Genomic DNA, 15,438 nt, shown 5'->3' with positions numbered 1-15,438 from the left:
TGGGTTTTACATCACAGAGTCGACGGTGATGTCGCCGGCTTCGATCTCGGCCTGCACTTCGTCAATCTTGGTGCGGACGTCTTCCGGCACCGTCTCTTCGTACTGGGCATTCTTGGAGATGCCGACAGCGCCGTCAGCCAGACCCAGCAGCACTGCCGAACCATAAGGCGCGGTGCCGTCGATGGTCTGCTCGAGAGCAGCGTAGAGCGACTCACCGATCTTCTTTTCCACCGAGGTGAAGATGACGGCGGCCTGGGCCGGATCGGTCGGGAAGAAGATCGTCGCCTGGTCGCTGTCCACGCCGATGGCGAGCTTGCCTTCGTCGCGGGCGGCCTGCAGCGCACCGATGCCGGTACCGCCGGCGATCGGGAAGACCACGTCAACGCCCTGAGCGAACTGGGCGAGCGCCAGTTCCTTGCCCTTGGCCGGGTCGGTGAAGCTGCCGGCAATGGCGCGGGTCACTTCGACATCGGGATTGGCGGCCTTGGCGCCCTGCTCGAAGCCGACGGCGAACTCGACGACCGTGGCGCCCTCGACGCCGAGGATTTCACCGAGCTTGCCGGTCTCGGAGACCATGGCTGCCGCGTAACCGGCCAGATAGGCGGCGGTCGAGGTGCGGTACTGGATGGCGAGGATGTTCGGGAAATCGCCCGCGGAGAAATCCGGGGTGTCATCGAACAGGATGAACTTGGTGTCGGGATACTCGGGCGACAGCTCCTGCATGAAGCCGTTCATTTCCCAGGTGCCGCCGATGACGACGTCATAGCCGCTATCGGCCGCATCGGCCAGCGCGGGCTGCCAGCGGCTGCGGTCGAGGCCGGCTTCGATGACGGTCACATCGACCGGCAGCTCTTCCTCGGCGACTTCGAGGCCGGCTGCGGCGCTGTCGAAGAAGCTCTTGTCACCCAGATTGCCGTGGACGACGAGCGCCACCTTCAGCGGGTTCTCTTCGGTGTAGTCCTGCGCCACTGCCGGCAGCGCCATCGCACCGGTCAGGCTGGTGGCGAGCATGAGGCCGGTAAACATCCGGCGGGTGATCGTTCCCTTGGTCATAGATCAGCTCCTGTTTGGTCCTGGTTATTCTTGGTCGTGCTGCCGAAGCTGAGCGAGCCCTGATAGAGGGCCTTCAACTGGGGCAGGTCGCCGCTTTCGACCAGTGTGACCTTGGGCGTGCCAAGGCGTCCACTGGGATCGATCACGGTCATTCCGCGCGTGACGCCGGGGGCGAGGGCAACCTCGACCGCAGCCTCGATGGATTTTGTGACAAGGCCGGGGGCAATGACAACGGCCGCGGCGAAAGGATCGACCATCTGCACCACGTCACCGCGGCCATAGCCGATAGCCCGCTTGCGCATATGGGCGGAAATGGCGGCCTGGAAGCGCTTGACCGGGCCATCGGGCGCCGCGGCCAGCAGCGCGTCGAGTTCGGCGCCCTCGACGGCATGCGTGGTGCACGGTTCCCAGGGAACCACCAGCGTATTGATGTCGGCGGCAAAGACGATCGCCGCAGCTTCCGGATCGGCAAAGATGTTGAACTCGGCGGCCGGCGTGGTGTTGCCGCGGCCATAGACCGTGCCGCCCATGATGGTGAGTTGGCCGATGCCGGCGACGAGACCCGGCTCGGCCTCGAGCACATGGGCGAGATTGGTCAACGGGCCGATCATCAGCAGATCGACTTTTTCAGCCGTTGCGACATGCGCGCCGAGCGTTCTGCGCAGGAAGCCGATGGCGTCCTTGCTGACCGGGTCGGCAGACCGGGCAGGGCGCTCCGCGCCACCCAGGCCATCCTCGCCATGGACGTCCCGGGCGTCGATGATAGGCTGCGCCATGGGCGCGGCGGCCCCCATGTGGACGGGCACGTCGGCGCCGGCAATAGCCAGCACGTCCAGCATGTTGCGGGTCGCCACATCCAATCCGACATTGCCGAACACCGTGGTGATGGCATCGGGCGTGCGGCCATGTGCGATGAGCATCAGCAGCGCCTGGGCGTCGTCGACGCCGCCATCGGTATCGAGGATCAGCATGTTGGCGCTCATGCGACGGCCCTCGCCGCTTCGACCCGTTGCCAGAAATCTGCATAGGTGCGGCTGTAGTCGGCGCGGATATCGGCAAAATCCTGCCGGACCAGCTTGCGGTTGTCGACCAGCTGTTCGCCCGCCACCCAGACATGGCGCACGTCGCGCCCGCTGCCCGAATAGACCAGAAGGGTCTCGATGTCGGGCGTTTCGGAATAGCCGTGGCCGGTGATGTCGATGGCGATGAGATCGGCCGCCTTGCCGACTTCCAGCGAGCCCGTTTCGGATGCGATGCCGAGGGCCTTGGCGCCTTCGATGGTTGCCATGCGCACCAGGTCGTTGCTCGACAAGGGCTGTGCGCGACCTTCGCGGTGGGAGGCGACGAGCCCGGCGATCTTCATTTCCGAGACCATGTCATAGCTGTTGTTGGCCGCGACATTATCGGTGCCGAGCGCCACGGTCACCCCCGCTGCGCGCAGCCCAACGGCGGGGCACATACCCTCGCGCCCGGAGCGGAGGCCTGCAGTGGCACAATAGGCCACCGACGCAGCCGGGGCGGCGGCAAAGATCGCGATGTCGTTGTCACTGAGATCGAGGCAGTGGGCGGCGTGGACGCGGCCGGCAAAGAACCCGTCGCGCTCAAGCGCCTCGGTGGCGGTCAGCCCGTAGCGGGCGATCGTTTCCTCGTTGTCCTCGGGCCCAGCCGCCATGTGCAGGTGCAGGCCGCAGCCGAGCTCGTTGGCGAGCGCCACTTCGGCGCGCAACAGCTCTTCGGTATTGTCGACATAAGGGGCGTGCGGGCCGAACCAGGGGATCACCCGGCCATCGGCGCTGCGCTGGCGGGCGACGAAATCTCCCGCGCTCGCGAGTTCCTGCTCGCCGCGCGCCACATCGCCCAGCTGCACGATGCCATAGGCGATGACGGCGCGGATGCCGGCGCGCTGCACGGCTGCTGAGATCTCGTCGGCAAAGAAATATTGCTCGCAGAATGTAGTGGTGCCCGACAGCAGCATTTCGGCACAGGAGAGTGCCACGGCAGGGCCGATATCGGCGGCTTCGAGGCTGAGTTCGGGTTCGCGGATGGAATTGTACCACCCGTCCATGGTGAGCAGGCTCTGGCCTTCGGAGCGGCCTCGGAACAGCACCATGGCGGCATGGGTGTGCGCATTGATCAACCCCGGCATGATGAGGTGACCGGGCAGGCGATGGACGGTGTCGAAGCCCGCGGGATCGGGTGTGCTTTCGGCCGGGCCGACGCCCGTCAGCCGGCCGTCGTCGAACGATAACCAGCCGCCTTCATGGACGGCATTCGACGCATCGAGCGTCAGCACCACGGCATCGCAGACCAGAACAGAACCCATTTGACCTTCGTTTGGTAAAGCGCTTTACATTGCGGATTAACGCCAGATGGCGCGGGTTTGTCAAATGCGTTCTCGTGGGCCCTGTGCGTTTGGGAGGCAATAATGAGGCTTGCCTATGTTTGAGGCTTTTGCTGGTTGCGCGACCTGTGGAGCGGGCCGATGAGCGGCAGTCCATTCGCCGCGGACCCGGCGCGGGCGGCGCGTGTCGCGGAGCTCTCAGCCCGGCATGGCAACGCTGTCGCGGAAGCGCTTAGCGAGGCGGCGCGCAGCGGTAAAGAGGCCCTCGTCACCAATTCGGGCGGGGTGGTTTCGGCGGCCGATGCCGCCGATATCGCCAGCCGCTTTGCCCTCGAAGACGTCGAGGAGGTGATGCTGGTCGGATTGGCGGCGGCCCGGGCCTTCGCTTTTCCACCGATTTCTGACTTCCACGTCGGCGCGATCGGCCGCGAGGCGGGCACCGGCGACCTGATCCTCGGCGGCAATATGGAATTTGCCGGCACTCACCTGGGGACGACGGTGCATGGCGAGGGCTTTGTCTTCTCCCGTGCCTTCAGCCGTGGCCAGCGGATCGACACCATTGCGCTGGGCGAGGCGCATCCATGCGGGCATTGCCGGCAGTATCTGTCGGAATTCGCCGGTGCCGACCAGCTGAAGCTCATCGATCTGCTGGGGCACCGGCTGGATCTGGCGCAGCTTTATCCCTGGCCCTTCGATACCGCCTATCTGGGCGAACCGGGCGCGGTAGCGGGACGGGTGAACTGGCGCGATCTGCGATTTGTCGAGGAAGCGCTGGATGATCTGTCTGACGTGCTGCTGGAGACTGGACGCCGCGCGCACGCGCCCTACAGCAAATGTCCGGCCGCTGTGGTGCTGGACCTCGCCGACGGGGCGCGGGTTGCCGGCGCAACGATCGAATCCGTCGCCTTCAACCCGACCATGCCGCCGCTGCAGGCGGCGCTGATCGATGTGCGCGCGCATGGCTATGCGCCCGACGCGATCGTTGCGGCGACGCTGGGCGCGACACGCGGTGGAGCGGTCGATCATGTGCCGGGGACCGAGGCGCTGCTGGCGACCGTTGCGCCGGGCGTGACGTTGACGGTGCGTGCATGGGAGGTGTGAGCCGGATGACCGGACGGCACGCAGGCTGGGAGCAGGTCGGATGCCGACGCTGAGCGAGGTGGCCCGTCGCGCCGGCGTCTCGCCGACGACCGTGTCGCGCTATCTCAACCACAACATCAGCTTGCCGCAGGCGACGCGCGACAAGATCGAGGCCGCGGTGGCGGCGCTCGGCTATCGCCCCAATTCGCTCGCCAAGCGCCTGTCGACCGGCAAGGCCGAGGTGATCGGGCTGGTGACGCCCGATATCGGCAACCCGTTCTTTGCGGCGCTCGCGGCGGCGGTCGAGGAGGCGGCCAGCGCCTGCGGTTATGGGGTCTATCTCTCCTCGACCGGCGGGCAGCGCGCCAAGGAGGTCGACGCCCTGGTGCGGCTCGCCGATCAGGCGGTGGATGGGCTGCTGATGATCACCAACCAGCCCGATGACGGCACGCTCGCCGGGCTGCTGGCACAGCATCGCAATGTCGTGCTGCTCGACGAGAACATTGAGGGCGTCACCGTGCCGCGGGTGTTTGTCGAGAACACAGTGGGGAGCGCCCGTGCCACCCAGCACCTTATCGATATGGGGCATCGCGATATCGCGGTGATCGCTGGGCCGCGGGCGCTGTTCAGCGTCGGCGAGCGGCTTCAGGGCGTGACCGAGGCGCTGCAGGCCAACGGTCTCGCCCTGCGGCCGGACTGGCTGTTCTGCGGCAATTACACCCGCCAGTTTGGCTATGAGGCGGCGCTGGAGATTGCGCGCCTGACACCGAGGCCGACGGCAATCCTGGCGCTGTCCGACTATATCGCCATCGGCGTGCTGCAGGCATTGCGGCAGCTGGAGCTGTCGGTGCCCGACGACATTTCGCTCGTCGGCTTCGACGACATGCCCTTCGCCGAACTGATCGATCCGCCGCTGACGACGATCCGCCAGCCCATCGACGAGATGGGCCGGGTGGCCTTCGCGCGTCTGCTGGCGCTGCTGAACGGGGAGGCGGTGCCACCGGTCACGCGCCTCGAGATTGAACTCGTCGTGCGCCACTCGGTGCGCGACCTAACGATAGAGAGCTGAGACGTGACCAAACCAAGAGTGCTGATCGCCGGCGAATCCTGGACCGTGCATTCGATCCATCAAAAGGGCTTCGACAGCTTCACCACCACTGAATATGCCGAGGGCGTGCACTGGCTGCGTGAAGCGCTGATCGCTGGCGGCTGGGAAGTGACCTACCAGCCGGCGCATGTCGCTGTGCGGGAGTTTCCCTTTTCGGCAGAAGAGCTTGGCGAATATGATTGCGTGATCATCTCAGATATCGGCGCCAACAGCCTGCAGTTGCACCCGGATACCTTTTCGAAGTCGGTGCCGAAGCCCGATCGGCTGGAGGTGATCGCCGACTATGTGCGCGCCGGTGGCGGTCTGATCATGGTCGGCGGCTATCTGACCTTCCAGGGGATCGACGCTAAGGCGCGTTATGCCGGAACGCCGGTGGAAGACGTGCTGCCGGTGACGCTGCTGACCGCCGATGACCGGGTCGAGCGCCCGAACGGGACGGCGCCTGAAGTCGTGGCAGCAGGGCATCCGATCGCGAAGGGGCTCGATGGGGCCTGGCCGGACCTGTTGGGTTACAACCGCGTCATGGCGCGGCCCGAGGCGGTGCTGGTCGCCAGCGTCGGGGCGGACCCGCTGATCGTTGCCGGTGAAAGCGACAAGGGCCGCTCGGTGGCCTTTACGTCCGATTGCGGCCCGCACTGGGCGCCGCCGCCCTTTGTCGAATGGGATGGCTATGCGCGGCTGTGGGCCCAGATGGCCGACTGGGCCGCTGGCCGCATCTGAGCGGCCAACAACCTGAGCGGTGGCGTCAGTCCGGCGCCACCGGGCCGCGGCGCTCCGCGATAAGGCGATATTCGTCCGGCACGCGATGGCGGTCGAAATCGAAGATGGTGCGCCGGTAGAGCGCGGCCATGTCGAGATCGCAGCGCGCGGTGATCACCTCGTCACCTCTCGAGGTCGCCATGGCGACGATCTGGCCGGAGGGTGCGACGATCATCGACTGGCCGATGAGTTCGGACCCTTCCTCATTGCCGGCCTTGGCCGTGGCGACGACCCAGAGCGAATTCTGGTAGGCGCCGGCCTGGATGGCGAGCCGGTGGTGGAATTCGGTGAGCGCGTCGAAATCATAGACGCCGGTATGATCGTTCGGCGTGTTGTAGCCGACGACGACCATTTCGGCGCCGCGCAGCGCCAGGACGCGATAAACCTCAGCCCAGCGCCGGTCGTTGCAGATGCACATGCCCATGACGGTGTCCATCGTGCGCCAGGTCGGCAGCCCGAGATTACCGGGCTCGAAATAGTACTTCTCGAGATGCTGGGATTTTAGGTGCGGCTGCGGGGCGTCGTGGCCGGGCAGGTGGATCTTGCGGTAGCGGCCGACGATATCGCCGGCTTGATCGACGAGGATGGCGCTGTTGTAGCGGTGAGGCGTGCCGTCGGGGTCGCGGACCAGTTCGGCATAGCCGAGGTAAAAGCCGATCCCCAACCGCTCGGCGAGCGAAAAGAGCGGGGCGGTCTCGATGCCCGGCATCTCGGTTTCGAAAAAGGCGTCGATTTCGGCCGGGTCGGTCAGGTGCCAGCGCGGAAAGAAGGTGGTGAGCGCCAGCTCGGGAAAGACTACGAAGCCGGCGCCGCGAGCGTGGGCTTCGCCCAGCAGCGTCATCAGGCGTCGGACGGTCGCCGAGCGGCTGTCGGCCCGGGCGATGGGCCCCATCTGGGCCGCGGCGACAACGAGGGAGCGGGACATCTGGACCCTCCGGGAGGATGGCGTCAGGCCGCGGGTGTGAGGCGCGGCACGCGGGTGAAAAGGCGATAGAAATTCTCGGTGGTCTGCGCCCCGAGCTCGGCAAGGGTCTGGCCTCTGAGGTCGGCGACCAGCTGTGCAGTGGTGAGGATATTGGCCGGCTCGTTGCGGCCGTCGCGATCGGCGCCGGGGTTTTGCGAGGGGGCGTCGGTTTCGACGAGGATGCGGTCGGCCGGTAGGGTGCGGACGATGTCGCGCAGATACTCGTATTCCGGATAGGTCGCGAGCCCCGAGATAGAGCAATAGGCGCCGAGAGCCAGGACGCGGTCGGCGAAGTCGCGCTGGCCGGAAAAGGCATGGATGAGGATCGGGAAGGCGCCCTTGCGCGTCTCGGCTTCGAGGGTTTCGGCCATCGCCGCGTCCTCGCGCACCGAATGGATGATCAGCGGCAATTGCGTTTCGCGCGCGGCGGCGATGTGTTCGGCAAAGACCTTGACCTGATCGTCCCACGGCGCGTCGCCGAGCAGACGGTCGTAGCCGCATTCGCCGATGCCGACGACCTTGGGGTGCTGGGCGATCCGCACCAGATCGGCGGCGGTGACGTCGGTTTCCTCATCGGCATAGTGCGGCAGCGTGCCGACGGCGCAATAGACATGGGGCCAGGCGAGGGCGGTCTCGAGCACGCGATCGAACTGCTTCACCCGCACGGAGATGGTGACGAAGGCGTTGACACCGGCGTCGCGGGCGCGCTGCATCACCGCTTCGCGGTCGGGGTCGAATGCGTCGAAATCGAGATGGCAGTGGCTATCGATAAACATGGTGGACGTCCTGGAGGGGTCAGTCGGCGCGGGCGCGCTTGAAGGGTTCGCCGAGCGCCGCGGGATCGCGCGTGCGGCCGGCGAAGACGATCAAGACGCCGATGGTGAGAACATAAGGCAGCATGACGAGGAACTGATAGGGCAGACCGATGCCCATGTTCTGGCCGCGCAGCTGCAGCGCGTCGGCGCCACCGAAGATGATGGCGGCGAGAAGCACACCGAGCGGATGGCGGCGTCCGAGCACCAATATGGCGAGCGCGATATAGCCGCGGCCGGCGGTCATGTTGTCGAGAAACAGCCCCGTAGCGCTGAGCGACAGGAAGGCACCGCCGAGCCCCGCAAGCAAGCCGGAGGCGACGAGGCTGAGCGTACGGGTGCGGGCGACCGAAATGCCGAGGGTTTCGGCGGCTTCTGGGTGTTCGCCGACCGCGGTGATCGCGAGGCCGGGCGTCGTGCGAGTGACGATGAACCAGATGACCGGGATGGCGCAGAGGGAGACGTAGACCAGCGCGGTCTGCTCGAACAGCAGGGGCCCGAGCACGGGAATGTCGGAGAGGACCGGGATCTGCAGTGTGGGAAAGGGATCGACCCGCGGCTGCGTCGTGCCCATGCCGAAAAAGGCGCGATAGGCAAAGCTCGTCGCGCCGACGGTGAGCAGATTGAGCGCGATGCCGACGACGACCTGATTGGAGGTAAGGACGACAGTGTAAAAGGTCAGGATCAGCGCCAGCATGGCTCCTGCGAGCATGCCCGCGAGGGCGCCGAGCCAGAGATTGCCTGTGCCATAGGCGACGAGAAAGCCGGTGAAGGCGCCCGCCAGCATCATGCCCTCGAGGCCGATGTTGAGGACGCCGGAGCGCTCGGCGATCATGCCGCCCAGCGCTGCGAGCATGATGGGCACGGTGAGCCGCATGCTGGCCTGGAAGAAGCCGTCGGCCACCGGCGATGTCAAAAGCGCGAGAAGATCCATCGGGTTACGCTCGCTTCAGCATGCGTGAGAAGAGCTCGCCGGCGCCGCGGCCGATGACGAAGAGGACGACGACGCCCTGGATGATCTGGGTCAGGGTGCTGGGGACGCCCGCAGCGCTCTGCATGCTGGTGCCGCCGACCTGCAGCGCGGCAAAGAGGATGGCGGCGGCGAGGACGCCGAAGGGATTGGTGCGCCCGAGCAGCGCGACGATGATGCCGGTATAGCCGAAGCCGGGCGAGAAATTCTCGATCATGCGGTGCTGGACGCCGATCAGCTCCATGTAGCCGGCGAGCCCGGCCAGCGCACCGCTGACGAGGAAGGCGGAGAGCGACAGGGCGCCGACCTTCATGCCGGAGTTGAGCGCGGTACGCGCATTGAGGCCGACGACGCGCAGCTTGTAGCCCCATACCGTGTGCCAGAGCGCGAAATGCATGACGAAGACCATGACCAGCGCCAGCAGGGCGCCCATGTGCAGCCTTGTCCGCGGAATGAGATCGGGGAATTCGGTGGCACGGGAGAGGCGCTCGGTCTGGGCGAGATAGCCAGCCGCTTCCTGCATCGGGCCATGCAGCAGGTAGGAGATGAGGTAGATGGCGATATAGTTGAGCATGATCGTGGTGATCAGCTCGTTGGCGCCGAGGCGCAGCTTCATCACGCCCGCAAGACTGGACCACAGCGCGCCGGCGAGGGCAGCGGCGAGGATCATCAGCGGAATCAGCAGCAGCGGTGGCAGCATGGCGGCGTTGAGGCCGACCGCAGCGGCGGCGGTCGCGCCGACGAAAAGCTGGCCTTCGCCGCCCAGATTGAAAGCGCCGCCGCGGAAGGCGATGGCAACCGCGAGGCCGGTAAAGGTGAGCGGTACGGCGCGCAGCAGGGTTTCGGCGAGACTGTTCCAGCTGCCGAAGGCACCGTCGAACAGTGCCAGATACGCGGTGAGCGGATTGACCTGCCACAAGGCGATCAGGATGGCGCAAAGCGCAAAGGCGAGCAGCACCGCGCCGACGCTCGAGGCGATGGCGCGGAGCGCCGGCGCAACGGCGGGCCGGCGCACGGCAGGGGTCACGGGCGGGGCAGCCGTGCTCATTGCGATTGTCCAGTCATGAGGCGGGAGAGTTGATCGAGGTCGACGCCAGAACCGTCGAGTTCGCCGACGATGCGGCCATCGAACATCACCAGAATGCGGTCCGACAGTTTGAGGATCTCGTCGAGTTCGGTCGAGACGAGGATGACGCCGGCGCCGCGGGCGCGCTGGGCCACGAGTTCGTCGTGGACGAAGCTGGTGGCGCCGATATCGAGCCCGCGCACGGGCTGGACCGCGACGATGAGATCGGGATCTCGTACGAAGGCGCGGCCGACGACCAGTTTCTGCTGGTTGCCGCCCGAAAGCGTCAAAACGTTTTGGTCGGGGCCAGAGCAGCGCACGTCGTAACCGGCGATGAGGCGGCTGCTGAAACTGTCGATTGCCTTGTGGTCGAGCACGGCGCCGCGGGAGAACTGAGGCGTGCCGATGGCCTCGACCACGGCATTGTCGGCGACCGGCAGGTTGACCAGCGCGGTGCGGATCCGGTCCTCGGGGATATGCGCCAGCCCCAGAGCGATGCGGTCGCCCGGCGGGCGGTGTGTGACGTCGATGCCCTTGATGCGCAGGGTTCCGGAATGCGGGGTGCGGAGGCCCACGATGGCCTCGGCGAGTTCCTGCTGGCCATTGCCGTCGATACCGGCGATGCCGAGGATTTCGCCGCGGCGAGCGGTGAGCGAGACGTCGTTGACGCAGGCGATGCCGCGTTCGTCGTGCAGGGTGAGTTCTCTCACCGAAAGGATGTCTTCGGCCGTGCCGGTGAACGGCGTTCTGGTGCGGGCCGTGGGCAGGTCCTGGCCGATCATGCGCCGGGCCAGATCGCCCGGGTCGGTGTCGGCGGTGGGGAGCGTCGCAACGAGCCGGCCACGGCGCAGCACGGTGACGCGATCGCTGATCTGCATCACCTCGTTCAGCTTGTGGGAGATGAAAACGATGCTGGTGCCGGCCGCAGCCAGCATGCGCAGCACCTCGAACAGTCCCTGGACCTCTGCAGGCGCGAGCACCGCAGTGGGCTCGTCGAGAACGAGGATGCGGGCGCCGGAGGCTAGCGCCTTAACGATCTCGACCCGCTGCTGGCTGGCGACCGACAGGTCGCGCACATAGGCATCGGGATCGACGCGCAGGCCGTAAGTCTCGCCGATCTCGCGGATGCGGGCAGCAATGGCATCGAGGCGGGGCAGGAAGCGGCCGCCGCCTTGCTGACCCAGGGCGACGTTCTGGGCGACGGTCAGGGTGGGAATGAGCATGAAATGCTGGTGCACCATGCCGATGCCCTCGGCGCTGGCGTCGAGGGGCGAGGTGAGGGCCACGGTGCGGCCCTCGACCCGGATTTCGCCCTGGTGCGGGACCAGGAGACCGGCGACGACGCGCATGAGCGTCGTCTTGCCGGCACCGTTCTCGCCCAGCACGGCGTGGATTTCGCCAGCCATGAGATCGAGACTGATGTCGTCATTGGCGACGAAATCGCCGAAGCGCACGGTGACGCCGCTCAAGGAGAGCGACGGCACCGCAGCGCGTGTTGCCGGTTGGGCCACAGGAACGAACCTTTTGGCGTTATTCGACCATCGAAGTGTCGTGCGGGACGACGAAATCGCCGGCCTTGATGGCGGCCATGGTCTCTTCGACCTCGGCGAGGACCGCGGGATCAACATTGCTGTCGAGTCCGTGGAAATCGGCGAGCTTGATCGAGCCTTCCTTGATGCCATAGGTCCAGGCGCGGCTTTCCCAGGTGCCCTCCATGACGGATTTGGCTACGTCGGTATAGACCGGGCCGAGATCCCACAGGACGCTGGTCAGCACCACATCGGGGCCGAGGAAGTTCTGGTCGGACACGGCGCCGATGGCCAGCACGTCCTTTTCCACGGCAGCATCGATCACGCCGACGGCCTGGGCGCTGAGCACGTCTGCACCCTGTTCGACCTGGGCGATGGAGGCTTCCTTGGTCTTGGGCGGATCGAACCACGAACCGATCCAGGTCAGCATGACCGTGATCTCGGGATCGACGGCTTCGGCACCGGCCTTCCAGGCATGGTAGTTGGCGAGCATGTTGGGCGCGGGGTTGCCGCCGACCCAGCCGATCTTGCCGCTCTCGCTGGCGCCGGCGGCGAGCATGCCGGTGAGATAGGCGCCCTGATAGTCGGGGTTGTCATAGGTGCCGACGTTCTCGGCCAGCTCCTGGGCGGTGCCGGCGAGGAACATGACTTCCGGATAATCCTCGGCGGTGGCGAGCGTGGCGGCGCCATAGGAGAAGGAATGGGCGATGACGAGGCCATAGCCGCGCGAGGCATAATCGCGCATGACGCGCTCTGCGTCGGCATCGGCGACGTTTTCGGAATAGGCGACCTCGATGTCGAGGTTATCCTTGGCGGCCATCAGACCGGCATAGCCGCCGGCATTCCAGTCATTGTCGGAAATCGGGCCGGGCAGAATGAGCGCTACCTTGAGATCGTCGGCGGCAGTTGCGGGAACGAGACCTGCGGCAACGACCGCGGCGGCCAGGGCAATGCGGCGGGTGGCCGTTGCGAGGCGGGTGAACACTGGAATCATGAAAGGCGTCCGTAGCTGTGCTCGAACAGCCTCCCCGCCGCCCGAGTGGGTGTGATGATGGTGGGAACGCGCGCCGCTTGCACCGACTTGTCACCGCTCCCGACGGTTAACGCAAATCAATCATTGCACCGGTTTTTCGGGTCGTCTACATTTTTTTCAGATTTGATAATTGCATGTATTTTGGGCAAACACACTTTGACACGAAGCTGAGAACCCCGGGATGAGTGACGAGCGCGCCGCGGGCGCTGACGCAGCAGTTGAGGACGTCGCAGACGGTCAATCGGTCGTTGCGCCGGTCGGCGCCTATCTGGCCGAGGTGCGGCGCAGCAACGGCTGGACGCTGGCCGAGCTGGCACGGATCACCGGGGTTTCGATCTCGACACTGTCGAAGATCGAGAACAACCAGACCGCGCCGGCCTATGGCATTCTGACCAAGCTGGCGGCCGGACTGGGCGTCGATTTTGCGGTGCTCCTGGGCGACCGGCCATCCCGTCCGGCGCTCGGCGCGCGCGCCGTGACCAAGGCCGGGCAGGGTGCACATTACGCCAATGAGATGGGCGCTTATGAAGCGCTGGCGACGGAACTGGCGGCCAAGTCCATGGAGCCGATGATCGTCGACATTCCGGCCGATGGCCGGACGCCCGGGCGGATCCGCAGCGCGCATGAGGGCGAGGAATTCGTCTATGTGCTGTCGGGGCGTGTGGTGTTCGAGATGGACCCCTATGCACCACGCGTGCTGGAGACGGGCGACAGCGTCTATTTCGACGGCAGCACCAGCCACGGTTTCAGCGCCGATGCGCAGGGCGCGCGTATCCTGTCGATCTGTCAGGTGCGTGCCGGCCCGGCGCGCTCTCCCTTTCCCGATGCCGAGGATTCTGGCTCATGAGTGAACGACCCGACGACCTGCTGATCGATGCCCAGGGCGAGGTGGCGATTCGCAAGCGGCTGACGCAGGTGGCGCTGGGCCGGGTCGCGGCGGACCGCTCGCTGCGGGTCGGGCGGTTGCTGGATGTCGCGACGCGGACCTGGAAAGCAGATCAGGAGATCGTCTTCTCCGGCCGGCGCATCGCCTGGGTCGGCGATGCCGGGACCTATCCCGGCGAGATCGGCGAGCGGTTTGCCGAGCCGGAGCTGTCGGCGGTGCCGGGCCTCGGCGAAGTGCACAAGCATATCGAAAGCTCGCACCTGACGCCGGAATTCGAAGCGGCGCTGGTGATTCCGCGCGGCAACACCTGGACCTGCGAGGCGAGCCACGAGTTTTCCAACGTGCGGGCCAGCCATACGCTCGACTATTGGCTCGAGGCGCGGCGGCAGGGCTCGCCCCTGAAGATCTTTCCGCTGCCCGGCTCGGCCGTGCCGCCCACGGCCTATGAGGCGGGCGGCAGCCATCTCGGCCATGACGAGCAGGACGCCTTCTTGCGCGAAAGCCTGATGGTTGCGGGGCTGGACGAGGTGATGGACTGGCCGGCGATCATCAATGCCGACAACCCCTCGCATGAGCGGCTTTGGGGGATGATCGCGGCGACCTTTGCACGACGCGGCGTGGTGGAGGGGCATGCCGCGGGGCTGCGCGACCTTGCGACCATCAATGCCTTCGCCGCGGCGGGGCTGGCTTCGGACCACGAGGCGATGACGCCTGAGGAATTCTGGGACAAGCTGACCCACGGGCTGTTCATGGAACTGCGCATCCACACCATGCCCGAGATCATCCGCGATCTCGTCGGGCGCGGGCTGGCGGACTGGTCGCAGATCGCCTTCGCCACCGACGACCGCAGCACCAACGAAACGCTGAAGCGCGGGGCGACCGACCTCAATGTGCGCACCGCGATCGAGAACGGGCTGAGCCCCGAGATTGCCGTGCAATGCGTGACGATCAACCCGGCGCGGCACATGCGGCTGACGCCCTGGGTGGGGACGATCGCGCCAGGGCGCTTCGGCGACGTGGTGCTGCTCTCCGACATGCAGAGCTTTGCGATCGAAAAGGTCTGGGCCGATGGCCAGGAGGCAGCCGCGGGCGGCACCTTCACCGGGCCCCTGCCGAAGATCGACTGGCCCGACTGGGCCCGCAACACGGTGCAGATCGGCCGCACGCTGACCGCCGAGGATTTTGCCATTGCGGCGCCGCGGCCGGAGCAGACGGCCGAGGCGGCGGTGCTGCGGCCCTTCCACTGGACCGAGGACTTTCTGACCTTCACGCTGCCGGTGGCGGACGGGGCAGTGCAGCGCGACCCCGCGCGCAACATCACCAAATTCTCGATCGTCGATCGCTATTCCGGCGCCGGCAAGGTGGCACGGATGTTCTGGCTCGGCTGCGGACCGAAGACCGAGAACAGTGCCGTCGCGTCCTCGCTGGCGCATGACAAGCACAATGTGTGGTGCGTCGGCTCGTCCGATGCGGCGATGGCCATGGCGGTCAACGCGTTGAGCGAGACCGGCGGCGGCTGGGCGCTGGTGCGCGAGGGCAAGCTGGTCGCCACGGTGCGCTACGAGATTGCCGGGCTGATGTCGTGCCGGCCGGCGGAAGGGCTGGCTGCGGAAATGGACGCGCTCTATGCCGAAGCGGCCGAGATGGAGTGGCTCTACGAGCCGAGCTTTCACCCGCGCTGGCTGCCGGGCTTTCCCGAGCGGCTGGGCTTCGCGACGCTCACCTGCGCGCCATGGCACTGGAACCTCGTGGCGCCGAACGATCTCGCGCCCGAGGGGCTGGTCGATATCCAGACCGGGCGGACCCACAAGGTCGTCTGGTAATCAGCTGACTACGA

General features: G+C 66.3%; 14 protein-coding genes. 5 read left to right on the top strand and 9 right to left on the bottom strand.

Translation table 11 applies throughout. The annotated features are described in order from the left end of the window. Positions 1–6: 6 nt before the first annotated feature. From ACN0TK_RS07840 to ACN0TK_RS07830, 3 genes are read right to left on the bottom strand one after another with little or no spacing between them, the layout of a single operon-like run. The gene (locus tag ACN0TK_RS07840) at positions 7–1,053 is read right to left on the bottom strand and encodes a BMP family lipoprotein (protein ID WP_417308913.1); all 1,047 of its coding nucleotides are present in this window, start codon (positions 1,051–1,053) and stop codon (positions 7–9) included. Next, positions 1,050–2,036 (bottom strand): nucleoside hydrolase, encoded by a 987-nt coding sequence (locus ACN0TK_RS07835; protein WP_417308912.1) that lies wholly within the window; start codon positions 2,034–2,036, stop codon positions 1,050–1,052. The genes ACN0TK_RS07840 and ACN0TK_RS07835 overlap by 4 nt, the downstream gene beginning before the upstream one ends. Beyond that, positions 2,033–3,376, bottom strand: a complete 1,344-nt coding sequence (locus tag ACN0TK_RS07830) for an amidohydrolase family protein (RefSeq protein ID WP_417308911.1) — start codon at positions 3,374–3,376, stop codon at positions 2,033–2,035. Before ACN0TK_RS07830 ends, ACN0TK_RS07835 begins: the two co-directional genes overlap by 4 nt. A 159-nt stretch (positions 3,377–3,535) precedes the next feature. Here ACN0TK_RS07830 and cdd point away from each other — a divergent pair, with 159 nt between their 5' ends. The 3 genes from cdd to ACN0TK_RS07815 are packed head-to-tail and all read left to right on the top strand — an operon-like array spanning position 3,536 to position 6,302. Next, the gene (cdd, locus tag ACN0TK_RS07825) at positions 3,536–4,495 is read left to right on the top strand and encodes a cytidine deaminase (RefSeq protein WP_417308910.1); all 960 of its coding nucleotides are present in this window, start codon (positions 3,536–3,538) and stop codon (positions 4,493–4,495) included. Between the two features lie 40 nt (positions 4,496–4,535). Then, on the top strand, positions 4,536–5,543 hold the full coding sequence (locus tag ACN0TK_RS07820; RefSeq protein ID WP_417308909.1) for a LacI family DNA-binding transcriptional regulator: 1,008 nt from the start codon (positions 4,536–4,538) through the stop codon (positions 5,541–5,543). Positions 5,544–5,546: 3 nt separating this feature from the next. Next, the gene (locus ACN0TK_RS07815) at positions 5,547–6,302 is read left to right on the top strand and encodes a glutamine amidotransferase (protein WP_417308908.1); all 756 of its coding nucleotides are present in this window, start codon (positions 5,547–5,549) and stop codon (positions 6,300–6,302) included. A 25-nt stretch (positions 6,303–6,327) separates the two neighbouring features. Here ACN0TK_RS07815 and ACN0TK_RS07810 read toward each other — a convergent pair whose 3' ends face one another. The 6 genes from ACN0TK_RS07810 to ACN0TK_RS07785 are packed head-to-tail and all read right to left on the bottom strand — an operon-like array spanning position 6,328 to position 12,676. Next, positions 6,328–7,266, bottom strand: coding sequence for an N-carbamoyl-D-amino-acid hydrolase (locus ACN0TK_RS07810; RefSeq protein WP_417308907.1), 939 nt, complete (start codon positions 7,264–7,266; stop codon positions 6,328–6,330). Between the two features lie 23 nt (positions 7,267–7,289). Continuing rightward, positions 7,290–8,081 carry a TatD family hydrolase gene (locus tag ACN0TK_RS07805; protein ID WP_417308906.1) on the bottom strand — a complete coding sequence of 264 codons (792 nt, stop codon included), beginning with the start codon at positions 8,079–8,081 and terminating at the stop codon, positions 7,290–7,292. Between the two features lie 19 nt (positions 8,082–8,100). After that, entirely contained in the window at positions 8,101–9,051 is a 951-nt protein-coding gene (locus ACN0TK_RS07800; protein ID WP_417308905.1) for an ABC transporter permease, read from the bottom strand. A gap of 4 nt (positions 9,052–9,055) precedes the next feature. Beyond that, positions 9,056–10,135, bottom strand: coding sequence for an ABC transporter permease (locus ACN0TK_RS07795; protein WP_417308904.1), 1,080 nt, complete (start codon positions 10,133–10,135; stop codon positions 9,056–9,058). Further along, the gene (locus ACN0TK_RS07790; RefSeq protein WP_417308903.1) at positions 10,132–11,664 is read right to left on the bottom strand and encodes an ABC transporter ATP-binding protein; all 1,533 of its coding nucleotides are present in this window, start codon (positions 11,662–11,664) and stop codon (positions 10,132–10,134) included. The genes ACN0TK_RS07795 and ACN0TK_RS07790 overlap by 4 nt, the downstream gene beginning before the upstream one ends. A 19-nt stretch (positions 11,665–11,683) precedes the next feature. Further along, on the bottom strand, positions 11,684–12,676 hold the full coding sequence (locus tag ACN0TK_RS07785) for a BMP family protein (protein ID WP_417308902.1): 993 nt from the start codon (positions 12,674–12,676) through the stop codon (positions 11,684–11,686). A 220-nt stretch (positions 12,677–12,896) separates the two neighbouring features. Between ACN0TK_RS07785 and ACN0TK_RS07780 the strand changes: the two genes are divergently transcribed. Both ACN0TK_RS07780 and ACN0TK_RS07775 read left to right on the top strand, forming a co-directional pair. After that, entirely contained in the window at positions 12,897–13,562 is a 666-nt protein-coding gene (locus ACN0TK_RS07780) for a helix-turn-helix domain-containing protein (RefSeq protein WP_417308901.1), read from the top strand. Then, a complete protein-coding gene (locus ACN0TK_RS07775; protein WP_417308900.1) occupies positions 13,559–15,424 on the top strand; it encodes an adenine deaminase in 1,866 nt (621 codons plus the stop codon). Before ACN0TK_RS07780 ends, ACN0TK_RS07775 begins: the two co-directional genes overlap by 4 nt. Positions 15,425–15,438: the final 14 nt, after the last annotated feature.

This window comes from Devosia sp., assembly GCF_048261455.1.
GTDB lineage: Bacteria > Pseudomonadota > Alphaproteobacteria > Rhizobiales > Devosiaceae > Devosia_A.
Note: the sequence above shows the minus strand (reverse complement) of the source record. Positions and strands in the feature narration are given on the sequence as shown.